This is a genomic window from Streptomyces sp. S3(2020), assembly GCF_013044505.1.
GTDB lineage: Bacteria > Actinomycetota > Actinomycetes > Streptomycetales > Streptomycetaceae > Streptomyces.
In genome coordinates, this window is sequence record NZ_JABERD010000043.1 from 14,741 (window position 1) to 39,003 (window position 24,263).

The window sequence follows — 24,263 nt, forward strand, 5'->3', positions numbered from 1 at the left end:
CTACGCCCTGTTCGCTCAGAGCGAACGGTCTGGGGAAGAGACCGGATCGCCCCACTCCACCTGCGGCCCCCCGAAGTGAGCGGCGTGCCGCGGGGGATGAGCCGCGGGGCCCAGGACGAACACGTCCTCCGCGCCGTCGAGCACGCCCCCCGAGGGGTCGTCGTCGCCGGCCCGCCGCACCACGTCCCGCTCCGGCATCCAGATGTCGCGCACGATCACGGCGCACAGGTACAGCGTCCCGAGCAGGTGCAGTCCGATGGCCCAGTGGTAGCCGTCCTGGGGCAGGCCCTTGTGGGCGTCCGCGCTGGTCGTGTACGCGAGGTACATCCAGATCCCCAGGAAGTAGGCCACCTCGCAGGCCTGCCAGATCAGGAAGTCCCGCCACTTGGGCCGCGCCAGTACGGCGAGGGGGATCAGCCACAGGACGTACTGCGGCGAGTAGACCTTGTTGGTGAGGATGAACGCGGCGACGATCAGGAAGGCCAGCTGGGCGAAGCGCGGCCGGCGTGGGGCGGTCAGGGTGAGCGCGGCGATGCCGACGCAGGACAGCAGTACCAGCAGCGTGGCGAGCGTGTTGACCGTGTCGGTGCTCAACGGGTCGGTCGAGTTCTGCGCCAGGATCAGCCAGAAGGACCCGAAGTCGACGCCCCGTTCCTGGCTGAACTCGTAGAACTTCGACCAGCCGTCCCAGGCGAGGAGCATCACCGGCAGGTTCACGACCAGCCAGGAGACGGCGGCACCGCCCAGTGCCTTTCCGAAGTCCCGCCACTTGCCCGCGCGCCAGCACAGCACGAACAACGGGCCGAGGAGGAAGACAGGGTAGAGCTTGGCGGCCGTGGCGAGGCCCAGCAGGACGCCGAAAGCGAGGGAGCGGCCCCGCGACCACATCAGCATCGCCGCGGCCGTCAGAGCGACCGCCAGGAGGTCCCAGTTGATGGTGGCGGTCAGCGCGAAGGCGGGCGCCAGGGCGACCAGCAGACCGTCCCAGGGCCGCCTGGCGTGCGTACGGGTCACGCATACGGCGATGACGGCACAGCACGCCATCAGCATCCCGGCGTTGACCATCCAGTACCACTGTTCCTGGTCCTGGATGCTGCCGCTGCCGGGCGTCAGCCAGGAGGCCACCTCCATGAACACACCGGTCAGCACCGGGTATTCGAGGTACTCCATGTCACCGTTGAGCTTGTCGAAGTACGGCACGAGCCCGTCGGCGAAGCCGCGCCCCGCGTAGAGGTGCGGGATGTCCGAGTAGCACGCGTGTGTGTACTGCGAGCTGGCGCCGAAGAACCAGCCGCCGTTGTAGCAGGGCGCCTTCTGGACCAGGCCGAGGGCGAACATCCCGATCGCCACGAGCGCGATGATGCGCACGGGAGTCCACCAGGACGTCCCTAGCAGCGCACGCCGCCCGATGGGACCACCGATCAACTCACTGCCACTCGCGGCGACCTCGTCGTCCTTGGTCGGCCGCACCGGGTCCGGCTCGTGCACGCTCGTTTGCGTCGATTCTGCGCTGGGCATGGGGCACATCCTGCCGTACGTCTCTAGGAATACGCCGAGGGCCGCCGCACCTGGTGGGTGCGGCGGCCCATGTTTCACGTGAAACACCCTCGGCGGGCGATATGGCGGCTAACCGCTCGATCCTCCGAAGATGCCTCCATTGGCGTTGCCTCTGGTGCTGTCTGTCTCCGTAGCCGTCGGTGTGGAGGTCGTGCCTCCGTCCGTACCGCCGCTGTCCGTGCCTCCGGTGTCCTCGCAGGTGAAGCCGAGGCAGGTCTCCGTCGCCGAGGGCGAGGGAGCGGTGAGAGTCGGACTGGGCGTCGGGGTAGGCGTCGCACTGGGCGTCGGGGTAGGCGTCGCGGTGATGCTCGGGGTCGGGGACGGAGCGCCGTCCTCGTCCTGAACCTCGCCGATCTTGTCGGCGTCCGGGAAGCCGGGGTCGTTGTCGCCCTTCAGCGCGGCCTTCATGTACTCGGTCCAGATCGACGTGGGGATGTCACCACCGTGGATGGAGTCCTCACCCGCCGTGCCGTTCATGGAGAGCAGCTTGCTGTTCTTGGGGTCCTCTCGGAACATCGCGATGGACGTCGACAGCTGCTGGGTGTAGCCGACGAACCATGCCGACTTGTTGCTGTCGGTGGTACCGGTCTTACCGGCCGCCGCACGTCCCAGGGCCTTCGCGTTCTGGCCCGTTCCGTTCTCGATGACGTTCTCGAGCATGTCCGTGACGTTGTTCGCCACGTTCTCAGGCATCGCCAGCGTGACCTTCGGCTTGTCGAAGCCCGACAGGGCCTGGCCGTCCTTCTTGACCCCGGTCACGGAGTACGGGTCCGCGTGCTTGCCGGATGCGGCGAACGTCGCATAGGAGTCAGCCATGCGGATCGCACTGGGGGTCGACGTACCGAGCGCGAACGACGCGTTGAGCGTCTCGAAGCTCTGATCCAGGATGCCGGACGCCTTGGCTACGTCCCGCACCTTGCTCATCCCCACGTCCATGCCGAGCTGCACGAACGGCGTGTTGATGGATTGCTCCATCGCCTTGCGGAGACTGATGTAGCCCCAGGGGTAGTCGCTCTCGTTCTCCTGGTAGAAGACCGAGTTGTCCTTCTTCAGGACATAGGTGCCGTCGTTGTTCCTGACCTTCAGATGGTCGTTGCCGTTGTACTTGCTCAGCGGCGAGACACCAATGTCCGGATCCTTGTACGTGCCGTACTCCATGGCCGCCGCCATCACGAACGGCTTCCATGTCGAACCGACCGGCACACCCGAGGTGTCCGCGTTGTTGTTGAAGTGGTCGTTCTCGTACCCGGCGCCGCCGTACAGCGCGACGATCGCACCGTCCTTCGGCCTCACCGAAGCCGCACCGAACTGAACGTGCTTGTCCAGCTCCCGCTTCTCCGGGTCGATCTTCTCGTCCTCGATCTTCTTGACGGCCTTGGCCAGAGCGTTGACCTTGTCCTTCTCGAAGGTCGTGTAGATCTGGTAGCCGCCCTTGTCGAACTCGGTGCGCGAGATGTCCGAGTGGGCCAGCACGTACTTCTTGGCCGTGTCGACCAGGTAGCTGACCTGCCCGGTCATGCCCTTGGTCGCCTTGAGCCCCTGGGGCATGGGGTACTTCTTGGTGGCCTTCGCGTACTCGGCGTCCGTCAGATGCTTGTCGTTGTGCATCTGCTCGAGGATCCAGCTCCAGCGGTACTTGGAGCGCTCGGTGTTCTTCGCCTTGGTGGCCGCAGGGTCGTAGCTCGTGTTGTCGACCGGGTCGTAGTACGTCGGGCCCTTGAGCAGTGCAGCCAGGAAGGCGCACTGGCTCGGCGACAGTTCCTCCGCGTCCACGCCGTAGTACGTCTGCGCGGCGGCCTGGATGCCGTAGGCGTCGCGGCCGTAGTACGAGGTGTTCAGGTAGCCCTGGAGGATCTCCTGCTTGGTGAGCTTCGTGCCCACCTTTATGGAGATGAACATCTCCTTGAACTTCCGGGAGACGGTCTGCTCCTGGCTCAGGTAGGTGTTCTTCACGTACTGCTGGGTGATCGTCGAACCACCCTGCGTGTCACCGCCCCGCGCCATGTTGGCCAGGGCTCGGGCGATACCCATGGGATCGACGCCCGAGTCGGAGTAGAAGCTCTTGTTCTCGGCAGAGATCACGGCCCACTGCATGGCCTGGGGGATCTTGGAAATGTCTACGTTCTGTCGGTTCGTGCCGGCTCCCGTCGCGACCATCTGGGAGCCGTCCTCCCAGTAGTAGACGTTGTTCTCCGACTTGGCCGCGGCGTTCTCGCTGGGGATGCCGACCATGGCGTATCCGATACCCGCGATCGCCAGCAGGCCGCCGAAGAACGCCAGGCTCAGCCCGGAGACGAGCTTCCAGGACGGCATCCAGCGCTGCCAGCCGTACTTGCCGGCGCGCGGATAGTCGATGAACCGGTTGTTGCTCGAGACGGCGACTCGGCCTCGTCCAGGACCGCTCGGACCGCCCGGGCCACCGCGTCGGGCGCCACGGCCGACGGGTTCGGCCGCTCTGCGTCGGCTGCCCCCGCTTCTCTGGGCCGCGCGCCGGGCGTCGGCGCGGCCGCCGTACGACCGCTCCTCGCCTCCCGACTCGTATGAACCCGACCCGTACGAGTCGGAAGGAGACTCGGTGGCGCCTCGCGGTGCCGCGCGGCGGCCGCCGGAGGACGAGCCTGACTGGCCGCGTCGGGCCGCGGCACGTCCGCCTCCCTGCGGCTGCGGCGGTTTGCGACGGTGCTCGCTCATCGAACGACTACTCCTCGGGCAGGCGCACCTTTGCGCGCCTGGAAACGGCAGCTGGTTTCCGGTCCCCCCGAAGTACGGATGTGGTCGCTTTCGCATTCACCCGTACTGCACCGAGGACGACGACGCCCCCAAGCGTCACTCGGTTCCCGGTGGTGTGCATGCCGCACAGACTACGCACCGTCAAAACCCGCCTAGCCCCGAAGTTCACCCCAAATCAGGCAACTTGCCTCGGATGAATAAGTGATGTGATCCCGTTCACCGTCTCCCCACTTGTCGCATCCGGATGGTCGTTCTATCGTCGTGATGTATCGAGTCGATACATCGGAGCGAGATAAGCGAGCCGGGGACGAGGAGGCGAGAGGATGAGCCGACGCTCAGGGATCCTCGAGTTCGCCGTACTCGGCCTGCTCCGCGAGTCTCCGATGCACGGCTATGAGCTGCGCAAACGACTCAATACATCACTGGGCGTGTTCCGTGCGTTCAGCTACGGCACGCTCTACCCCTGTCTCAAGACGCTGGTCGCCAACGGCTGGTTGATCGAAGAGCCGGGGAACGCTCCTGAAGACGCTCTCGCCGCATCGCTCGCGGGACGTCGCGCCAAGATCGTCTATCGGTTGACGGCGGAAGGTAAGGAGCACTTCGAGGACCTGCTCTCGCAGACCGGCCCCGACGTGTACGAGGACGAGCACTTCGCCGCGCGTTTCGCCTTCTTCGGCCAGACGTCGCGCGACGTACGCGTACGCGTACTGGAGGGCCGCCGCAGCCGGTTGGAGGACCGGCTGGAAAAGATGCGCGTCTCCTTCGCGCGCACCCGGGAGCGCCTCGACGACTACACGCTTGAGCTCCAGCGCCACGGAATGGAGTCCGTGGAGCGCGAAGTGCGCTGGCTGAACGAGCTCATCGAGAGCGAGCGGGCCGGACGGGACCTGAAGGGTCCCGTTCCGGACGGCACCGCTCGGCAGGACAGCACATCTGGGGAGTCGGGCGGCCTGCCCCGGCTCGGGGGTGCCACCCCCGGGCCGGATCCGTCCGATGACACCACCACATGAGGTCCAGTCAGGGCCTCACCTCGCACACACAGGGAGCAACCGGAATGGGTTCGGTTCGCGTAGCCATCGTCGGCGTGGGCAACTGCGCCGCCTCACTGGTACAGGGCGTCGAGTACTACAAGGACGCCGATCCGGCGACCAAGGTGCCGGGTCTGATGCACGTCCAGTTCGGCGACTACCACGTCGGTGACGTCGAGTTCGTCGCCGCGTTCGACGTCGACGCGAAGAAGGTCGGCCTCGACCTCTCCGACGCCATCGGTGCCAGTGAGAACAACACCATCAAGATCTGCGACGTCCCGAACAAGGGCGTCACGGTCCAGCGTGGCCACACTCACGACGGTCTCGGCAAGTACTACCGCGAGACTATCGAGGAGTCCGCCGAGACCCCGGTCGACGTCGTCCAGATCCTCAAGGACCGCCAGGTCGACGTTCTCGTCTGCTACCTGCCCGTCGGTTCCGAGGACGCGGCGAAGTTCTACGCCCAGTGCGCCATCGACGCCAAGGTCGCCTTCGTCAACGCCCTTCCGGTCTTCATCGCCGGCACCAAGGAGTGGGCGGACAAGTTCACCGAGGCGGGCGTCCCGATCGTCGGCGACGACATCAAGTCCCAGGTCGGCGCCACCATCACGCACCGTGTGATGGCGAAGCTGTTCGAGGACCGCGGTGTCCGTCTCGAGCGCACCATGCAGCTCAACGTCGGCGGCAACATGGACTTCAAGAACATGCTGGAGCGCGACCGCCTCGAGTCCAAGAAGATCTCGAAGACGCAGGCCGTCACCTCGCAGATCCCCGACCGGGACCTGGGCGAGAAGAACGTCCACATCGGTCCCTCGGACTACGTGGCCTGGCTCGACGACCGCAAGTGGGCCTACGTCCGCCTCGAGGGCCGTGCCTTCGGTGATGTCCCGCTGAACCTGGAGTACAAGCTCGAGGTCTGGGACTCCCCGAACTCCGCGGGTGTCATCATCGACGCCCTGCGCGCCGCGAAGATCGCCAAGGACCGCGGCATCGGCGGTCCGATCCTGTCGGCGTCCTCGTACTTCATGAAGTCCCCGCCGGTCCAGTACTTCGACGACGAGGCCTTCGCGAACGTCGAGAAGTTCATCAAGGGTGAAGTCGAGCGCTAAAGGCGCCGAGGCTCACTGAAGAACGCTCCTGCCAGGGCTGTGTCGAGGGTCCCCGGGTTGTACCGCCCGGGGACCCTGTCCTTATGTGAGGCTGTGCGCCATGGCCGTCGTACGTGACCTGCGCGTTCTGCTGCGCTTCCAGGGCTTCAGACGCCTGCTCGCCGTACGTCTGCTCTCCCAGGGCGCCGACGGTGTCTACCAGGTCGCACTCGCCGCCTACGTCGTCTTCTCCCCGGAGAAACAGACCTCGGCCACCGCCATCGCCTCCGCCATGGCCGTCCTGCTGCTCCCCTACTCCCTGGTGGGCCCCTTCGCCGGCGTCCTGCTGGACCGCTGGCGCCGCCGCCAGGTCTTCCTCTACGGCAACCTGGTGCGCGCCCTGATGGCCACGGTGACCGCCGTCCTGATGGTCAGCCACGTCCCGGACTGGCTCTTCTACGTCTCCGCGCTGTGCGTCACCGCCGTCAACCGCTTCGTCCTGTCGGGCCTGTCCGCCGCCCTGCCGCGTGTGGTCGACTCCGAGCGTCTCGTCATCGCCAACTCCCTCTCCCCGACCGCCGGCACGCTCGCCGCGACGGCCGGAGGCGGCCTGGCCTTCGTCGTGCGCCTGGTGTTCGCGGACTCCGACGCCGCGGTGGTGCTGCTGGGCGCCGCCCTCTATCTGTGCGCGGCGCTGGCCTCGCTGCGCATGTCACGGGAACTTCTGGGCCCCGACCAGGAGTTGGTGCGGCCCGGCCTCTCGGCCGCCCTCTCCGGCACCGCGCACGATCTGGTGGCGGGCGTACGCCACCTCGCCTCCCCACCGCGCCGGCAGGCCGCCCGGGCGCTCGCCACGATGACACTCATGCGGTTCTGCTACGGCGCCCTGCTGGTCATGCTGCTGATGCTCTGCCGGTACGAGTTCTCCTCGACCAGCGATGACGGACTCGCCCTGCTGGGGCTGGCGTTGGGCATCTCCGGCGCGGGCTTCTTCGTGGCGGCCGTGGTGACGCCCTGGGCGGCGGGACGGCTCGGCCCCGGCCGCTGGATCGCCGTGTGCGCAGCGTCCGCCGCGATCCTGGAACTGGCTCTCGGTCTCCCTTTCGCCGTCGCGCCCATGCTGGTCGCGGCGTTCGTCCTGGGTCTGACCACCCAGGGCGCGAAGATCGCGACGGACACGATCGTGCAGTCCTCGGTCGACGACGGCTACCGGGGGCGAATCTTCTCCGTCTACGACGTGCTGTTCAACATCGCGTTCGTCGGCGCGGCCGGCGTGGCCGCGCTGATGCTGCCGCCTGATGGGCGCTCTGTGGTGCTCGTGGTCACGGTGGCCGTTATCTACGGGGCAGTTGCGGTGGCTATGGCCCGCTTTGAACGCCAGTAAGTGTCACATCAATGACACAGAGTCCCCCTGGATTGCAGGAGTGTCAGTGGGGCCCGGTAACTTACGTGCGTCTTACTCGCTCCTTATGCGTGTCACACGCCCATGTTCTAGGGGGACCCCCAAGTGACTACTCCGCCGCCTCAGGGCCAGAACCCGTACGCCCAGGGCCAGCAGCCCCAGGCCCCGTACCCGCCCCAGGGCGGCAACCCCTTCGCGCAGGGCCAGCCGGGCGTTCCCCCGCAGGGCGGCGCCCCGTACGCGCCGGTTCCGCCGGAGCAGCCTCGCCGCAAGCTCAGCTTCAAGACGATCAAGAACATCGTCATCGTCCTGGCCGTCGCCGGTATCGCCATCGGCGGTTACATATCCAGCCGCGACGACGCCAACACGGCGGCGGTCGGCGACTGCATGCACCGCGGCAGCACCAACGACAACGACCCGGACCTCGAGGTCGTCGACTGCACCTCCTCGAAGGCCGAGTACACGGTGCTGGCCAAGATCGAGGGCACGTTCAGTGGAAGCCTCGCCGAGACGAAGTGCGCCGCTGAGGCCAAGGACTTCCAGTACGTGTACACCGAGACCGGTGACGGCAGTAACTTCCTGCTCTGCCTGAAGGACAAGTAGGTCCTGAAGTAACTCAGACGCCAAGAGGGGCGATGTTTCACGTGAAACATCGCCCCTCGGTGCGTCCCGGGGTCGTGTTTCACGTGAAACACGACCCCACTTCACCGTCTCAGCCCTGCTCGGCCCACCACTCCTTGAGCGCCTTGGCCGCAGCTTCCTCGCCCATCGGCCCGTTCTCCAAGCGCAGTTCCAGCATGTGCTTGTACGCACGCCCCACGGCCGGGCCGGGCCCCACGCCGAGGATCTCCATGATCTGGTTGCCGTCCAGGTCCGGGCGGATCGCGTCGAGCTCCTCCTGCTCCTGGAGCTGGGTGATGCGGTCCTCCAGGCCGTCGTAGGCACGGGACAGCGCGACCGCCTTGCGCTTGTTACGCGTGGTGCAGTCGGACCGGGTCAGCTTGTGGAGACGGTCGAGGAGAGGGCCAGCGTCACGGACGTAGCGGCGAACCGCGGAGTCCGTCCACTCACCCATGCCGTAACCGTGGAAACGCAGATGGAGTTCGACCAGCCGCGAGACGTCCTTCACCAACTCGTTGGAGTACTTGAGAGCCGTCATCCGCTTCTTGGTCATCTTCGCGCCGACCACCTCGTGGTGATGGAACGAGACCCGGCCGTCCTCCTCGAAGCGGCGCGTACGCGGCTTGCCGATGTCGTGCAGCAGGGCGGACAGCCGCAGGACCAGGTCGGGACCGTTCTCCTCCAGAGCCATCGCCTGCTCAAGGACGATCAGCGTGTGCTCGTAGACGTCCTTGTGCCGGTGGTGCTCGTCGCTCTCCAGCCGCAGGGCCGGCAGCTCGGGCAGCACATGGTCGGCGAGTCCGGTGTCGACCAGCAGGGTCAGCCCCTTGCGCGGGCGCGTGGAGAGGATGAGCTTGTTCAGCTCGTCCCGCACCCTCTCGGCCGAGACGATCTCGATCCGTCCGGACATGTCCTTCATCGCGGCGACGACCTCGGGAGCCACCTCGAAGTCGAGCTGGGCGGCGAAGCGCGCGGCCCGCATCATCCGCAGCGGGTCGTCGGAGAAGGACGCCTCGGGCGTGCCCGGGGTGCGCAGCACACCCGCCGTGAGGTCGTCGAGCCCGCCGTGCGGATCGATGAACTCCTTCTCCGGCAGCGCGACAGCCATCGCGTTCACGGTGAAGTCGCGCCGGACGAGGTCCTCCTCGATGGAGTCGCCGTAGGACACCTCGGGCTTGCGCGAGGTCCGGTCGTACGCCTCCGACCGGTACGTGGTGACCTCGATCTGAAAGCTTCTGACAGCTTCTCCGACGCGGGCGTCCTTCTGTACCCCGACGGTGCCGAAGGCGATCCCGACCTCCCACACGGAGTCCGCCCACGGGCGCACGATCTTCAGCACGTCCTCGGGGCGGGCGTCGGTCGTGAAGTCCAGGTCGTTGCCGAGCCGGCCGAGCAGCGCGTCCCTGACCGAGCCGCCGACCAGGGCGAGAGAGAACCCGGCCTCCTGGAAACGGCGGGCAAGGTCGTCGGCGACAGGAGCGACCCGCAGCAGTTCACTCACCGCGCGGAGCTGCACCTGGCTCAGGGCACTGGAGGTGTCTTCGTTGGCGTTCGGCACAACAGAAGAGGGTACGTGGCCTGGGCGGCGCGATGCGCCTCCATTGAATCTGCACAGCCAGGCGTGTGAGGCTCGCTCCCCGGACGTGCGAAATCGCTCTCCTTTATACGCACACATACGGGATGCTCCGGACCCTTCGCCCGATCTTGTGGACCAGTCCGCGGCACTTCCCCTCAGCGCGCATCGTTACCATGCGTGGACGCACATTCCGACGACCACTGACGACGACGAGGGACGGGCGAGCGCGTGGCCGAGGCGGCAGACTTCCAGGGGATGAGTCCCTCACCTGCCCGCCGGTGGCTGCGGCGCACCGGAGCCCTGCTCGCCGGGGCGCCTCTGCTGGCCGGCCTTCTCCAGTTGCCCGCGGCCGCACCCGCGGCGGCCGCGTCCGGCTCGAGCACGGTGGCCGTCGCCCTCGACACGCTCACCCCCAGCGCCCCCACGGACGGCGACACGCTCACCGTGTCCGGCACCGTGACCAACAAGGGCAAGCAGGCGGTCACCGACGCCCAGGTGGACCTCCGCGTGGGACCCGCGCTCAGCACCCGCTCGGAGATCGACACCGTCGCCAAGCGCACCGACTTCCAGCCGGGGCTCGACGGGACGATCGTCGGCGGTAAGTACGTCAAGAAGTTCACCAAGCTCGCCCCGGGCGTCGCCCAGGACTTCAGCATCTCCGTGCCGGTCGACGAGCTGGACCTCGGCTCGGACGGCGTCTACCAGCTGGGTGTCTCCCTGACGGGTGAGACGTCCGCGCAGCAGTGGCAGCAGGTGCTCGGTATCCAGCGGACGTTCCTGCCCTGGCAGCCCGAGGGTGCCGACACGAAGACGAAGACGACGGTCCTGTGGCCGCTCGTCTCCACCGTCCACCTGACGGCGGAGACGGGGTCCAACGAACAGCAGACGCCGGTCTTCCTCAACGACGATCTCGCCAAGGAGATCTCCCCGGGCGGCCGCCTGGAGCAGCTGCTGTCGCTGGGCAAGGAGCTGGACGTCACCTGGGTGATCGATCCGGACCTGCTGGCCTCCGTCGACGCGATGACGCGTACCTACCGCGTCGAGTCGGGCAGCACCACCGTGGCGGGCACGCACCAGCAGGTCGCCATGGCGTGGCTCGCCGAGTTGCAGGAGGCGGTGGCGGACAAGGAGGTCGTCGCCCTCCCCTTCTCCGACCCGGATCTGGCCTCCCTCGCCCACAACGGCACGACGGTCACCGGTTCCCTCGGCCATCTCAAGGAGGCCACCGACGCCGCCGCCACGACGGTGAAGACGGTGCTCCATGTGACGCCGAGCACCGACTTCGCCTGGCCCGTCGAAGGTGCCGTCGACCCGTCGATCGTCAAGGTCGCCACCTCCGCCGGCGCCGACAAGGTGATCGCGCGCAGCGACAGCCTCCAGGAGACCGGCGGGCTGCCGTACACGCCCTCCGCTGCCCGCCCGATCGGCGGCGGTACGACCGCGGTGGTCGCGGACGCGCGGCTGTCCACGGCCTTCGAAGGCGATCTGACGAAGGCCTCCACCGCAACGCTCGCCGTACAGAAGTTCCTCGCGTCGAGCCTGACGCTCAACGTCCAGACCGACAAGCAGCGCAGCATCGTCGTCGCTCCGCAGCGCATGGCGACGGCGAGCCAGGCCCGGGCGCTGGCCAAGGCGGTGTCGGCCCTCCAGGAGGGGAACTGGTCCCAGGCCCAGGGCCTCACGTCGGCGGCCGGCGCCAAGCCGGACGCGAACGCCACCACGAAGGTGCCGTCGGCATCCGCCTACCCCACCTCGCTGCGCAAGCAGGAACTGCCGAAGACGGCCTTCCAGCAGATCGCGGCCACGCAGGACAAGCTGGACAGGTTCAAGGTCATCCTCACCGACGAGTCCCGGGTCGTGACCCCGTTCGGACGGGCCATGAACCGTGAGATGTCCACATCCTGGCGCGGCCGTGCCGCCGAGGCGAACCGCTATCGCAACGGTGTGGAGTGGCACCTCAACTCCCTGACCGAACAGGTCAGGCTGATCGACAAGTCCGAGACCAAACTCTCCGGGCGCAGCGCCACGATCCCCGTGACCGTGCAGAACAACCTGGTGCAGGGCGTCGAGCACCTGGTGCTGCGGCTGACTTCGACGAGCCCGACCCGCCTCAAGATCGGGGACGGCGACTACCAGGAACAGCGGGTCGAGGTCTCGGGCGGGCACAGTCAGTCGGTGAAGTTCACCACCTCGGCCCTGGCCAACGGCCGGGCGACGGTGACCGCCCAGCTGTTCACGCAGGACGGCCAGGCGTACGGCGACCCCGTTCAGTTCGACGTGAAGGTCACCGAGTTCACGGCCACGGTGATGCTGGTCATCGGCGGTGGTTTCCTCCTGCTGGTCCTCGCCGGTTTCCGGATGTACACGCAGCGCAAGCGCGCCGCCGCCCGGGAGGCCGCGGAGGACGACCCGGACAACCCCGACGAGACCGGGGAGGCCAGCGAGACCGGCGAGACCGTGGACGCCGCGGAGAACCCCGCAGCCTCCGAGGACCGTCTCAAGAAGGAGTCCGGCCCCCTGCGTGGGGCAGACGACCCGGAGCAGCCGAGTGACCCTGCGCCGGACACCGCAGCGGAAAGCGCCGACCCGTCCGGCACGGGTGAGAGAGTGGACCGTTGAGGATGTCGTGGCCGCCGGTGGGCCCGGGACGATGAGGTGGGGTAACCATGAACGCGCCGTACGACGGTGACCGCGGCCAGGCCGCGGGCAGCTCGGGCTACCCGGACGGCCCGCCGCCCGAGCACGGCCAGGTGCCGCCGCAGCCCCCCGCGGACATGTACCTCCAGGACGCCTACGACCAGGACCCCTACCGGGCGCAGGACCTCTCCGCCCAGGACCCGGTCGCCGAGGCGCTCTACGACCGCGCCGCGCACCCTCCGCCGCCCCCCGGCACGTACCAGCCGCAGCAGCCTCTGTACGCCCAGCCTCAGCAGTCCCCGTACGCGCCCGACCCGCATGTGTGGGCCCAGACGCCGGCGCCCGAGCCGGAGGGTCCGACCCAGTACCTGCCGTACGGCGACGATCCCCGCACGACGCAGTACGTCGGCGTCGACGACCTCGTCACGCACTCCGCCGAGGAGCGCCACGAGCCGGACGCCTTCGCCCACCTCTTCCGCGACCAGCAGCAGGGTGGCGGCCGGCCGCCGTACCAGCCCCCGTCGGTCCCCGGCCCCTCCCCGGCACCGGTCCCGGGCGCCGAGCCCACCGTGCCGCCCTCCGCGGACAGGACCATGAACCTGGGCACCGCCCCCGTACCGCCTCCGGCCGCACCGGCTCCGGCGAAGAAGGGCGGCAAGGCCGCGGGCCTGCTGAAGTCCAGCGCGGTGATGGCGGCGGGCACGATGGTGTCCCGGCTCACCGGGTTCGTGCGCTCCGCGATGATCGTCTCGGTACTGGGCCTCGGCCTCCTCGGCGACTCCTTCCAGGTCGCCTACCAGCTGCCGACGATGATCTACATCCTGACCGTCGGCGGCGGCCTCAACTCCGTCTTCGTGCCGCAGTTGGTGCGTGCCATGAAGGACGACGAGGACAGCGGCGAGGCATACGCCAACCGGCTGCTGACGCTCGTCATGGTGGTGCTCGCCGCGCTCACCGCACTGGCGATGTTCGCCGCACCGCTCCTGGTGCGCGTGCTGTCGAACCCGGTCGCGAGCAACCCCGCGGCCAACGAGGTCGCCGTCACCTTCACCCGCTACTTCCTGCCGTCGATCTTCTTCATGGGGATCCACGTGGTGATGGGCCAGATCCTCAACGCCCGCGGCAAGTTCGGCGCGATGATGTGGACCCCGGTCCTCAACAACGTCGTCATCATCGTGACGCTCGGGACGTTCCTCTGGGTGTACGGCACCGCGGAGCGCTCCGGCATGGCGGTCACCAACATCCCGCCGGAGGGCCAGCGTCTCCTCGGCGTCGGCATCCTGCTCGGCATGGTGGTCCAGGCGCTGTCGATGATCCCGTACCTGCGGGAGACCGGCTTCCGGATGCGGCTGCGCTTCGACTGGAAGGGACACGGCCTCGGCAAGGCCGCCATGCTCGCCAAGTGGACGATCCTGTTCGTCCTGGCCAACCAGGCGGGCGCCCTCGTCGTCACCCAGCTCTCCACCGCCTCCGGCATCGACTCCGGTGTGAAGGGCACGGGTTTCGCCGCCTACGCCAACGCCCAGCTGATCTGGGGCCTTCCGCAGGCCATCATCACCGTGTCCCTCATGGCCGCCCTGCTGCCCCGCATCTCGCGCTCGGCCGCGGAGAACGACGCCGGCGCGGTCCGCGACGACATCTCCCAAGGCCTGCGCACCACGGCCGTCGCGATCGTGCCCATCGCCTTCGGCTTCGTCTCGCTCGGCATCCCGATGTGCACCCTGATCTTCGGCGCCTCGGGCGCCGACCAGGCCACGAACATGGGCTTCATGCTGATGGCCTTCGGCCTCGGCCTGATCCCGTTCTCCGTGCAGTACGTCGTCCTGCGTGCCTTCTACGCCTACGAGGACACCCGGACCCCGTTCTACAACACGGTCATCGTGGCGGCCGTCAACGCCGCCGCGTCCGCCATCTGCTTCTTCGTGATCCCGGCCCGCTGGGCCGTGGTCGGCATGGCCGCCTCGTACGGCCTCGCCTACGCAGTCGGCGTCGGCGTCGCCTGGAACCGGCTGCGCAAGCGGCTCGGCGGGGACCTGGACGGTGCCCGTGTGATGCGGACGTACGCCAGACTGTGCATCGCCTCGGTACCGGCGGCAGTCCTCAGCGGCGCGGTCTGCTACGGCATCGGGCACACTCTCGGCCAGGGCGTCGTCGGCTCGTTCGCGGCCCTGATCGTCGGCGGGGTCGTGCTGCTCGGGATCTTCTTCGTGGCCGCTCGCAAGATGCGCATCGAGGAGCTGAACTCCCTGGTCGGCATGGTGCGCGGACGGCTGGGGCGCTGATAAACGGGTACGCGCACAACCATCGTCCGCCACCGTGTGTCGTGCATAGCGGCGGACTGTGGGCACAATTGGGTTCGGCGTCGGACGGCGCGCACGGAAGTCGGTCGGCGCGCAACGAATGGGGAGGCGGGAACGACGGTGGCGGAACGGAGCACAGCTGCCGTCGACGTGGCAGACAACAGCGGCGATGAGCCGCTGACCGCACAGGCGGACCAGTCCACGGCCGACGGGGTGGCCCAGAACCGGGAGCGGGACACGGACAACAAAGAGGCACAGGGGAGTGGCGGGACCGAGAGTCCCGGGAAAGCCTCACCGCCCGAACTGCACAGCGGCCACAAGCTCGCCAGACGGTACCGGCTCGAGGAGTGCGTCACCCGTCTGGACGGCTTCAGCAGCTGGCGTGCGGTCGACGAGAAACTCCGCCGCGCGGTCGGCGTCCACACCCTGCCCGCGGACCACTCACGGGCTCGTTCCGTTCTGGCCGCGGCCCGTTCGTCCGCGCTGCTCGGTGATCCTCGCTTCGTCCAGGTGCTGGACGCCGTCGAGGAGAACGATCTCGTCTATGTGGTCCACGAGTGGCTGCCCGACGCCACCGAGCTGACCACGCTCCTGGCCCCCGGGCCGCTGGAGCCGCACGACGCCTACCAGATGGTCAGCCAGATCGCGGCCGCCATGGCGGCCGCCCACCGCGAGGGCCTCGCGCATCTGCGCCTGAACCCGAACGCGGTGCTGCGCACATCGAGCGGCCAGTGGCGCATCCGCGGCCTCGCCGTGAACGCCGCGCTGCGCGGGATCACCTCCGACACCCCGCAGCGCACCGACACGGAGGCGGTCGGCGCCCTGCTGTACGCGGGGCTCACTCAGCGCTGGCCGTACGAGAGCGACGCCTACGGCCTGTCCGGGCTGCCCAAGGACGTCGGTCTGATCGCCCCGGACCAGGTACGGGCCGGCGTGCACCGCGGTCTGTCCGAGCTCGCGATGCGCGCACTCGTCAACAACGGCGCGACCGCCTCCCGCCACGAGTCCGCGTGCACCACGCCCGAGGAACTGGTGAAGGCGATCGGTGAGATGCCCCGCATCCGCCCGCCGGAGCCTGCGTTCACCGCGCCGCCCGAGTACCAGCGCACGACGTACCAGCAGGGCACGTACGGTCGCCCCGCGCCGCACCCGGGTACCACGCAGGTGCTGGCGACGCCTCCGCCCCCGCTGCAGAGTCGCACCGGCAGGGCCCTCAAGTGGGCCGTGTCGGCGCTGCTGATCGCCGCGCTGGGCCTCGGTAGCTGGCAGCTCGCGGATGCCCTCATGGACCAGGGCAACAAGTCCGACGACACCAACCAGACACAGACGACGGACGACAACGACAAGGGCGGCGACAAGACCGAGCCCGCCAAGGCGCTCGGCATCGAGGGGGCCCAGGAGTACGTGGCCGAGGGCGATGCCCAGCATCCCGGCGACGTGGGCCTGACGTACGACGGCAGTGCTACGACGGGCTGGCGGACCAACAGCTACAACGACGGTCCGGAAATAGTGATCAAGCCTGGCGTCGGGATCCTCTACGACCTCGGCTCCACCCAGGAGGTGTCGACCGCGACGCTCTCCCTCCGGTACGGCGGCAATCACACCACCGTCAAGCTGTACGCGACCGACTCACCGGGCTCGTCCACACCGCTCAGCTCGATGAAGGAACTGGGCAAGGTCACGACGAGCGGCATGTCTGCGAAGGTGACGGTCGCCAAGCCGGTGAAGAGCCGCTACGTGCTCGTCTGGCTGACGGCGATGCCGTATTCCGGCGCGGATTCCGCCAACTACAGCCAGGCCGGCTACAAGCAGGCCATCACCAACGTGAAGTTCACCGGCTGACAACTCACCGCATCCCAGGGGAGGGGGTCCGATGGCAGATGGCACCGCATACGGCGACGCAAGCGATCAGGACCTCCTCGCCCGGCATGTGGACGGCGATCCCGACGCCTTCGGGGAGCTCGTACGGCGTCACCGTGATCGTCTGTGGGCGGTGGCCCTGCGGACGCTCGGAGACCGCGAGGAGGCCGCTGACGCGGTCCAGGACGCCCTCGTCTCCGCCTACCGGGCCGCCCACACCTTCCGGGGTCAGTCGGCCGTCACGACATGGCTGCACCGCATCACGGTGAACGCCTGTCTCGACCGCGTCCGCAAGGCGGCCTCCCGCAAGACGTCCCCGGTCGACGACACCGAACGCCTGGAGCAGCTCCTGGAGCCGCACGAGTCGGCCTCGGCACCGGCGGAGCGCAATGATCTGCATCGCCAGCTCCTGGAAGCCCTCGGCACGCTTCCGCCAGACCAGCGGGCCGCCCTTGTCCTGGTGGACATGCAGGGATACCCGGTGGCCGAGGCCGCGCGCATGCTCGACGTCCCGACCGGCACGGTGAAGAGCCGCTGTGCCCGCGGCAGAGCCAGACTCCTTCCCCTCCTCACTCATCTGCGGCCGGAAAACACCGGTGACAGCAGAGAACCGAGCGGGGGACGGAACCGGGTTCAGGGGACATCCGTCCCACCCGCAGCGGAGCCTCATGACACAGGTCCCCGCAAGACGGGTCCAGGCGATTCAGCTGCTGTGAAGGGCGGAGGTGGGCGAGCGTGACATCGACAGACACGGCCGGGCACCCGGACGTCGCGGAGATCTCCGACCTCACCGAAGGTCTTCTCCCCCCGTCACGGACCACTGACGTACGGCGGCATCTGGACGAATGTGAGCTCTGCGCAGATGTCCACGCGTCCTTGGAGGAGATCCGGGGACTGCTCGGTTCGATGCCGGGTCCCCCGCGCATGCCCAACGACGTCGCGAGCCGTATCGACGCCGCACTGGCCGCCGAGGCTCTGCTCAGCGCCACGGCCTCCGATGCTGTGGATACCCCCGACCTCACTGTGGCGCATGTTTCACGTGAAACATCGGTATCGGCGGACCGACCCGCTGGGCACGCCCGGACCTCCACCACAGGCCCCGGACGCAAGGACCGCACCCGCCGGGGGGGCCGCAGGATCGCCGTCCTGGGCACGGTGTTCACCGTTGCTGCCCTCGGGCTCGGCTCCGTGCTCGTGTCCTCCCTCAACGACGGCAAGCCGTCCGCCCCCGCCACACAGGCCGCCACCTTCTCCGGGAAGAAGGTGGAGACTCAGGTCAACAGCCTCATGGCGAAGAGGTCCAGCCGCCCCGAGCGCACCTTCGGTACGAGCACCGTCCCCGAGAACAAGATCTTCAACCAGCCTCTCCCTGATGTACCCGCCTGCGTCCTCCAGGGCATCGGTCGGGACGACGACGCGCTGGCCGCAAAGGAAGGCACCTACAACGGAGTGTCCGCCTATCTCGTGGTGATGGTCGACAAGAAGGACACCAGCCGGGTCGACGCCTACGTGGTCGACGCCGCCTGTGAGAAGGACTCGTCGTCCTCGGCGAAGGTGCTGCTGAAGCACTCCTACGCGCGGTCCTCCGGCTGACACCTCACGCGCCGTCCACGGGCTGACCCTTCGTCTCCGTCCAGCGTGGTATCCCGTACGGTGTCGCCTCTCCGTGTGCCCGGACACACCGGGAATGCACGCCCCTTAGGATCCGTTGGGTGGGGTGAGAGTTCTGAGAGGGGCTCTCACCGGCCGTACTGACGCAGTCCAGAGACGAGGAACCAAGCCGTGAGCGACGTCCGTAACGTGATCATCATCGGCTCCGGGCCCGCCGGCTACACGGCGGCGCTCTACACCGCGCGCGCGTCGCTGAAGCCGCTGGTCTTCGAGGGCGCCGTCACCGCAGGTGGTGCGCTGATGAACACCACCGAGGTGGAGAACTTCCCGGGCTTCCAGGACGGCATCATGGGCCCCGAGCTCATGGACAACATGCGCGCCCAGGCCGAGCGCTTCGGCGCCGAGCTCATCCCGGACGACGTCGTCAGCGTCGACCTGACGGGCGAGATCAAGACCGTCACCGACACCGCCGGCACGGTCCACAAGGCGAAGGCCGTCATCGTCACCACGGGCTCTCAGCACCGCAAGCTCGGCCTGCCCAACGAGGACGCCCTCTCCGGCCGTGGCGTCTCCTGGTGTGCCACCTGCGACGGCTTCTTCTTCAAGGACCACGACATCGCCGTGATCGGCGGCGGTGACACCGCGATGGAGGAGGCCACCTTCCTCTCGCGCTTCGCCAAGTCCGTGACGATCGTCCACCGCCGGGACAGCCTGCGCGCCTCCAAGGCGATGCAGGAGCGCGCCTTCGCCGACCCGAAGATCAAGTTCGTGTGGGACAGCGAGATCGCCGAGATCCAGGGCGACCCGAAGCTGGCCGGCCTGAAGCTGCGCAACCTCAAGACCGGCGATCTCTCGGACCTCCCGGTGACCGGCCTGTTCATCGCGATCGGCCACGACCCGCGCACCGAGCTCTTCAAGGGCCAGCTGGAACTGGACGAGGAGGGCTACCTGAAGGTGGAAGCCCCCTCCACGCGGACCAACCTGACGGGTGTCTTCGGCGCCGGCGACGTCGTCGACCACACCTACCGCCAGGCGATCACCGCGGCCGGCACCGGCTGCTCCGCCGCTCTCGACGCCGAGCGCTTCCTCGCCGCCCTCGCGGACGAGGAGCAGGCGGAGCCCGAGAAGACCGCTGTCTGACCCTCCCTTCCACCCCACCCCCGCACAACCAGTTAAGGAGCCCGCCGTGGCCGGCACCCTGAAGAACGTGACCGACGACTCCTTCGAGCAGGACGTCCTCAAGAGCGACAAGCCCGTCCTGGTGGACTTCTGGGCCGCCTGGTGCGGTCCGTGCCGCCAGATCGCTCCGTCCCTCGAGGCGATCGCCGCCGAGTACGGCGACAGAATCGAGGTCGTCAAGCTCAACATCGACGAGAACCCGGGTACGGCCGCCAAGTACGGCGTCATGTCCATCCCGACCCTGAACGTCTACCAGGGTGGCGAGGTCGCCAAGACCATCGTCGGCGCGAAGCCCAAGGCCGCGATCGTTCGCGACCTCGAGGACTTCATCGCCGAGTGACGTTCCACGTGACAGCTGAACGATGTTTCACGTGAAACACGAATGGGCCAGCCCTTACGGGCTGGCCCATTGTCGTTACAGCGGCCGTAGCGCCGGTTCCTTCTGCACGGCCCCCAGGAGCCGGTCCAGCGCCATCTCCACGTCTTCCTTCCAGGAGAGCGTCGTCCGCAGCTCCAGCCTCAGACGGGGATGCAGGTGGTGGGGACGGACCGTTTTGAAGCCCACCGCCAGAAGGTGGTCGGCGGGCAGCAGACAGGCCGGCTCCTGCCAACGGGCGTCCCCGAACGCCTCGATCGCCTTGAAGCCGCGTCGCAGGAGATCCTTGGCCACCGTCTGGACCATCACTCTGCCCAGCCCCTGCCCCTGATACCCGGGCATGATGAACGCCGTCATCAACTGCACGGCATCAGGTGACACAGGGCTCGTGGGAAACGCCGTCGCGCGAGGGACATAGTCAGGAGGCGCGTAGAGCACGAAGCCCACCGGTACCTCGTCGACGTACACGACCCGGCCGCACGATCCCCAGTCCAACAGGACCGAGGAGATCCAGGCTTCCTTCTCCAGGGCGGCTGTGCCTGCCTTTACCGCGGCTTCGCCGCTGACTGGGTCCAACTCCCAGAAGACACACGAGCGACAGCGCTTGGGAACGTCCTGAAGGTTGTCCAGCGTGAGCGGTACGAGCCGACGGCCCATGAAGGCTGTTCCTCGCTTCCCTCGCCCGCGGCATCGCGGGCGGCTGTCAGAGCGCTCCGTTCCCGGAGCAGGCTGCCGACGAAGCCGCCGACCGCGCCCAGCCCCAGGCCCGCGCTCACCAGTCCGGTGCGGCTCACCGTTCGCATGACACCTGCCCTCCCCTGAAGGTGCTGCCGGGTGGATGCGCCATACCCGAACGCATCGTATCCACGATGTGATTGCCTCGATACCGCCTGAAAGCAAAGAGCGGGCTGTGTCCGGTACCCACCGGACACAGCCCGCTCCGTCGACCTCCGTGCATCGCGCCCGGCCGGTCTGAGACTCAGTCCTCCGTGTCTTCGACGTCGCCGTCCAGAAGGCTCTTCTGCAGGACGGGACCCTCGCCGGGGGCGAGCGTACCCAGGATCCGCTCAAGGTCCTCCATGGAGGCGAACTCGACCGTGATCTTGCCCTTCTTCTGCCCCAGGTCGACCTTCACCCGCGTCTCGAAGCGGTCCGAGAGACGGCCTGCCAGATCGGTCAGCGCCGGGGAGACCCGGGCGCCGGCTCGCGGCCCCTTGGAGCGCTGAGCCGTCTGCGGCCGCGACCCCATGAGGGTCACGATCTCCTCGACGGCACGCACCGAGAGTCCCTCGGCGACGATCCGGTGAGCCAGACGGTCCTGCTCCTCAGAATCCTCGACGGAGAGCAGAGCACGAGCGTGTCCCGCGGAGAGAACCCCGGCGGCCACTCGGCGCTGGACGGCCGGCGAGAGCCTCAGCAGACGCAGGGTGTTGGAGACCTGCGGGCGGGAACGGCCGATGCGGTCCGCCAGCTGGTCGTGCGTGCAGTTGAAGTCCTTCAGCAACTGGTCGTAGGCGGCGGCCTCTTCCAGCGGGTTCAGCTGAGCCCGGTGCAGGTTCTCCAGGAGCGCGTCCAGGAGAAGCTTCTCGTCGTCCGTGGCCCGAACGATCGCCGGGATCGCTTCCAGGCCGGCCTCACGGCTGGCCCGCCAGCGCCGCTCACCCATGATGAGCTCGTAGCGCGCCGGACCGACCTGACGGACGACGACCGGCTGGAGGAGACCGACCTCCTGGATGGAGGTGACCAGTTCGTGCAGCGCGTCCTCGTCGAAGATCTCACGCGGCTGGCGCGGGTTCGGCGTGATGGAGTCGAGCGGGAGCTCCGCGAAGTAGGCGCCCACGGGAGGCCCGGGCGTCTCCCCGTAGCCGTTGACCGACAGCTCCTCGGTTTCATGTGAAACAGGCGGCAGCGTGGCCACCTTCGCCGCGGCCACTCCGCGGTCGGTCGTCAGCACCGGTACGGCCGTCGGAGACGCGGAACCCGCGCCTCCGACCCCGGCCGGAGCCGGCGTCTTCTCCGTCGGGGCAGCAGGGATCAGTGCGCCGAGCCCACGGCCCAAACCCCTCCGTCGCTCACTCACTGGATGCCCTCCACCATGCTCGGGTTGCTCTGGGTGCCGATATGGGCCTGCGTCGGGTCGTAGGCGACGCCCACGCCCTTCAATGCGATTTCTCGTGCCGCCTCAAGATAGGAGAGGGCACCGCTCGATCCTGGATCGTAGGTCAGCACCGTCTGCCCATAGCTCGGCGCCTCGGAGATACGGACCGAGCGGGGAATGCTCGTCCGCAGCACCTCGTCACCGAAGTGGGTGCGCACTTCGTCCGCGACCTGGGACGCGAGCCGCGTCCGGCCGTCGTACATGGTGAGCAGGATCGTCGAGACATGCAGGTGGGGGTTGAGGTGCCCCCGCACCAGATCGACGTTGCGCAGCAGCTGCCCCAGGCCCTCCAGCGCGTAGTACTCGCACTGGATCGGAATGAGGACCTCGGCACCGGCGACCATCGCGTTGACGGTCAGCAGGCCGAGCGAGGGCGGACAGTCGATCAGGATGTAGTCCAGCGGGTGCTCATACGCCTGGATCGCCCGCTGAAGCCGACTCTCACGTGCCACCAGGGAGACCAGCTCGATCTCCGCGCCGGCTAGGTCGATCGTGGCGGGAGCACAGAAGAGGCCCTCTACGTCCGGGACAGGCTGGACGACTTCGGCCAGCGGCTTGCTGTCGATCAGGACGTCATAGATGGACGGCACTTCGGCATGGTGGTCGATGCCCAGGGCCGTGGATGCGTTGCCCTGCGGGTCGAGGTCGATCACGAGGACACGGCTGCCGTGCACCGCCAGCGAAGCGGCGAGGTTGACCGTTGTCGTCGTTTTACCCACGCCACCCTTCTGGTTGGCGACCACCATGACGCGCGTCTGCTCAGGCCGAGGCAGGCCCTCGCCGGCACGGCCCAGTGCCTCCACCGCCAATTGGGCAGCACGACCGATGGGAGTGTCGTCCATCGGGGGCAGTGTTTCACGTGAAACATCGTCCCCCATCGACTCGGTACGGGGACCGGGGACCGGATCGGTCATCGGTCCCGCGATGTTGGCGTCGGACCGCAAGGATTCACTCTCCTCGACTTCAGGCTCGCAATGAACAGAGCCTCCCATGTCTTCGGGGTCGTGAACCAGTGAGGCCTGGCGTTCTGTGGAGAAATCCACCTCTGTGGACAACTCCGTTACCTCTCCGAGTGACCCAAGAGGCTTCCGGTCACGGGGTTCGGCCGCAGCGCGACCACGGCTGATGATGCCGTGCAGCAGTGAGCGACGTTTCACGTGAAACACGATGCACAGCAGCAGAGGCCGAAGTGTCGCGACACTCCGGCATGCGTACGTTTGGCAGCTTGTGTGGAGTACGTCTCGTCGTCAGGACGGATCAGCGACGCCCTCTGCGTCGCCGGCTCCGGCTGCTCCAGCTGTTCCCGGCGACCATCCCCCGACAGCTATCCCCGACGCCTACGAGCCCGCCCCGTACGAGCCGCCTTGGCCCGCTTCGCCGCGAAGCGCACACCGCCAGGGCTCTCGCCGACCTCGACGCGCACCACCGTGGACAGCGGATCCACCACGCCCTCCCCGACCTGGAGGACAGACGTCGCCACAGCGCCCAGCTTGCTCAGCGCGGTGCCCGCCGCCTTGAGCTCCTCCTCCGCCGTGTCGCCCTTGAGCGCGAGCATCTCCCCGTACGGGCGCAGCAGAGGAATGCCCCAGGCGGCCAGACGGTCCAGCGGGGCCACGGCACGTGCCGTCACGACATGCACCGGCGGCAGCTTGCCCATGACCTCCTCGGCACGCCCCCGGATGACCGTGACATGGTCCAGGCCCAGCAGCTCCACGACCTCGGTCAGAAAAGTCGTACGCCGCAGCAGGGGCTCCAGCAGCGTGATCTTCAGGTCCTCCCGGACGAGCGCCAGGGGAATGCCGGGGAGGCCCGCTCCCGAGCCGACGTCGCAGACCGTCACGCCCTCGGGGACGACCTCCGAGAGCACCGCACAGTTCAGCAGGTGCCGCTCCCACAGCCGGGGCACCTCACGCGGGCCGATCAGACCGCGTTGCACACCCGCCTCAGCGAGCAGCTCCGCGTACCGGACCGCATCCGCGTAGCGATCACCAAACACCGTGCGCGCCTGCTCGGGCGCAGGGGGAAGCTCCGCTGCCTCCGTCACGGGGACCGTCCTTCCGTACCGCGATGGGCGCACCCGGCGCCGATCACCACATCCACCAGAACTATCAGGCTGACAAAGTTCGGCCCCGTCTGCGCT

General features: G+C 68.0%; 18 protein-coding genes. 11 read left to right on the forward strand and 7 right to left on the reverse strand.

Annotated features, from left to right (window positions below):
• Nucleotides 1–15 precede the first annotated feature (15 nt).
• Entirely contained in the window at nucleotides 16–1,518 is a 1,503-nt protein-coding gene (locus HLK59_RS16430) for a glycosyltransferase 87 family protein (RefSeq protein ID WP_171142172.1), read from the reverse strand.
• A gap of 108 nt (nucleotides 1,519–1,626) precedes the next feature.
• Nucleotides 1,627–3,870, reverse strand: a complete 2,244-nt coding sequence (locus HLK59_RS16435) for a transglycosylase domain-containing protein (RefSeq protein ID WP_240982446.1) — start codon at nucleotides 3,868–3,870, stop codon at nucleotides 1,627–1,629.
• A gap of 740 nt (nucleotides 3,871–4,610) precedes the next feature.
• On the opposite strand from HLK59_RS16435, the gene HLK59_RS16440 reads away from it, so the two are divergent.
• The 4 genes from HLK59_RS16440 to HLK59_RS16455 all read left to right on the forward strand — a co-directional run bounded on the left by HLK59_RS16440 (nucleotide 4,611) and on the right by HLK59_RS16455 (nucleotide 8,408).
• On the forward strand, nucleotides 4,611–5,297 hold the full coding sequence (locus HLK59_RS16440) for a PadR family transcriptional regulator (protein ID WP_171142174.1): 687 nt from the start codon (nucleotides 4,611–4,613) through the stop codon (nucleotides 5,295–5,297).
• Between the two features lie 44 nt (nucleotides 5,298–5,341).
• Nucleotides 5,342–6,424, forward strand: a complete 1,083-nt coding sequence (locus tag HLK59_RS16445) for an inositol-3-phosphate synthase (protein WP_171142175.1) — start codon at nucleotides 5,342–5,344, stop codon at nucleotides 6,422–6,424.
• Nucleotides 6,425–6,524: 100 nt separating this feature from the next.
• On the forward strand, nucleotides 6,525–7,787 hold the full coding sequence (locus HLK59_RS16450; RefSeq protein ID WP_171142176.1) for an MFS transporter: 1,263 nt from the start codon (nucleotides 6,525–6,527) through the stop codon (nucleotides 7,785–7,787).
• A 123-nt stretch (nucleotides 7,788–7,910) separates the two neighbouring features.
• Nucleotides 7,911–8,408 (forward strand): hypothetical protein, encoded by a 498-nt coding sequence (locus HLK59_RS16455; protein WP_171142177.1) that lies wholly within the window; start codon nucleotides 7,911–7,913, stop codon nucleotides 8,406–8,408.
• A gap of 109 nt (nucleotides 8,409–8,517) precedes the next feature.
• Here HLK59_RS16455 and HLK59_RS16460 read toward each other — a convergent pair whose 3' ends face one another.
• On the reverse strand, nucleotides 8,518–9,984 hold the full coding sequence (locus HLK59_RS16460) for a CCA tRNA nucleotidyltransferase (RefSeq protein WP_171142178.1): 1,467 nt from the start codon (nucleotides 9,982–9,984) through the stop codon (nucleotides 8,518–8,520).
• A 246-nt stretch (nucleotides 9,985–10,230) separates the two neighbouring features.
• Between HLK59_RS16460 and HLK59_RS16465 the strand changes: the two genes are divergently transcribed.
• The 7 genes from HLK59_RS16465 to trxA all read left to right on the forward strand — a co-directional run bounded on the left by HLK59_RS16465 (nucleotide 10,231) and on the right by trxA (nucleotide 19,929).
• Complete coding sequence (locus HLK59_RS16465; RefSeq protein ID WP_171142179.1) at nucleotides 10,231–12,621, forward strand: DUF6049 family protein; 2,391 nt, start codon at nucleotides 10,231–10,233, stop codon at nucleotides 12,619–12,621.
• Nucleotides 12,622–12,668: 47 nt separating this feature from the next.
• A complete protein-coding gene (gene murJ / locus HLK59_RS16470) occupies nucleotides 12,669–14,921 on the forward strand; it encodes a murein biosynthesis integral membrane protein MurJ (RefSeq protein ID WP_171142180.1) in 2,253 nt (750 codons plus the stop codon).
• Between the two features lie 138 nt (nucleotides 14,922–15,059).
• The gene (locus tag HLK59_RS16475) at nucleotides 15,060–16,781 is read left to right on the forward strand and encodes a serine/threonine protein kinase (RefSeq protein ID WP_171142181.1); all 1,722 of its coding nucleotides are present in this window, start codon (nucleotides 15,060–15,062) and stop codon (nucleotides 16,779–16,781) included.
• Between the two features lie 31 nt (nucleotides 16,782–16,812).
• A complete protein-coding gene (gene sigM / locus HLK59_RS16480; protein WP_171142182.1) occupies nucleotides 16,813–17,538 on the forward strand; it encodes an RNA polymerase sigma factor SigM in 726 nt (241 codons plus the stop codon).
• Complete coding sequence (locus HLK59_RS16485; RefSeq protein WP_171142183.1) at nucleotides 17,535–18,392, forward strand: hypothetical protein; 858 nt, start codon at nucleotides 17,535–17,537, stop codon at nucleotides 18,390–18,392. Before sigM ends, HLK59_RS16485 begins: the two co-directional genes overlap by 4 nt.
• Nucleotides 18,393–18,581: 189 nt before the next feature.
• On the forward strand, nucleotides 18,582–19,550 hold the full coding sequence (trxB, locus tag HLK59_RS16490; RefSeq protein WP_171142184.1) for a thioredoxin-disulfide reductase: 969 nt from the start codon (nucleotides 18,582–18,584) through the stop codon (nucleotides 19,548–19,550).
• A 46-nt stretch (nucleotides 19,551–19,596) separates the two neighbouring features.
• Nucleotides 19,597–19,929, forward strand: coding sequence for a thioredoxin (gene trxA, locus HLK59_RS16495; RefSeq protein ID WP_171142185.1), 333 nt, complete (start codon nucleotides 19,597–19,599; stop codon nucleotides 19,927–19,929).
• Between the two features lie 75 nt (nucleotides 19,930–20,004).
• Here trxA and HLK59_RS16500 read toward each other — a convergent pair whose 3' ends face one another.
• The 4 genes from HLK59_RS16500 to rsmG form a co-directional block, all read right to left on the reverse strand.
• Complete coding sequence (locus HLK59_RS16500) at nucleotides 20,005–20,622, reverse strand: GNAT family N-acetyltransferase (protein ID WP_171142186.1); 618 nt, start codon at nucleotides 20,620–20,622, stop codon at nucleotides 20,005–20,007.
• Between the two features lie 322 nt (nucleotides 20,623–20,944).
• Nucleotides 20,945–22,045, reverse strand: coding sequence for a ParB/RepB/Spo0J family partition protein (locus HLK59_RS16505; RefSeq protein WP_171142187.1), 1,101 nt, complete (start codon nucleotides 22,043–22,045; stop codon nucleotides 20,945–20,947).
• A complete protein-coding gene (locus tag HLK59_RS16510; protein WP_171142203.1) occupies nucleotides 22,042–23,115 on the reverse strand; it encodes a ParA family protein in 1,074 nt (357 codons plus the stop codon). Before HLK59_RS16510 ends, HLK59_RS16505 begins: the two co-directional genes overlap by 4 nt.
• Before the next feature lie 332 nt (nucleotides 23,116–23,447).
• Nucleotides 23,448–24,167, reverse strand: a complete 720-nt coding sequence (rsmG, locus tag HLK59_RS16515) for a 16S rRNA (guanine(527)-N(7))-methyltransferase RsmG (RefSeq protein ID WP_171142188.1) — start codon at nucleotides 24,165–24,167, stop codon at nucleotides 23,448–23,450.
• Nucleotides 24,168–24,263: the final 96 nt, after the last annotated feature.

What these genes read in the sequence shown, in the direction of transcription:
- HLK59_RS16430 (WP_171142172.1), bottom strand. Translation starts at nt 1,518, where the DNA reads ATGCCCAGCGCAGAATCGACGCAAACGAGCGTGCACGAGCCGGACCCG.
- HLK59_RS16435 (WP_240982446.1), bottom strand. Translation starts at nt 3,870, where the DNA reads ATGCCGTCCTGGAAGCTCGTCTCCGGGCTGAGCCTGGCGTTCTTCGGC.
- HLK59_RS16440 (WP_171142174.1), top strand. Translation starts at nt 4,611, where the DNA reads ATGAGCCGACGCTCAGGGATCCTCGAGTTCGCCGTACTCGGCCTGCTC.
- HLK59_RS16445 (WP_171142175.1), top strand. Translation starts at nt 5,342, where the DNA reads ATGGGTTCGGTTCGCGTAGCCATCGTCGGCGTGGGCAACTGCGCCGCC.
- HLK59_RS16450 (WP_171142176.1), top strand. Translation starts at nt 6,525, where the DNA reads ATGGCCGTCGTACGTGACCTGCGCGTTCTGCTGCGCTTCCAGGGCTTC.
- murJ (WP_171142180.1), top strand. Translation starts at nt 12,669, where the DNA reads ATGAACGCGCCGTACGACGGTGACCGCGGCCAGGCCGCGGGCAGCTCG.
- sigM (WP_171142182.1), top strand. Translation starts at nt 16,813, where the DNA reads ATGGCAGATGGCACCGCATACGGCGACGCAAGCGATCAGGACCTCCTC.
- HLK59_RS16500 (WP_171142186.1), bottom strand. Translation starts at nt 20,622, where the DNA reads ATGGGCCGTCGGCTCGTACCGCTCACGCTGGACAACCTTCAGGACGTT.
- HLK59_RS16510 (WP_171142203.1), bottom strand. Translation starts at nt 23,115, where the DNA reads ATGGGAGGCTCTGTTCATTGCGAGCCTGAAGTCGAGGAGAGTGAATCC.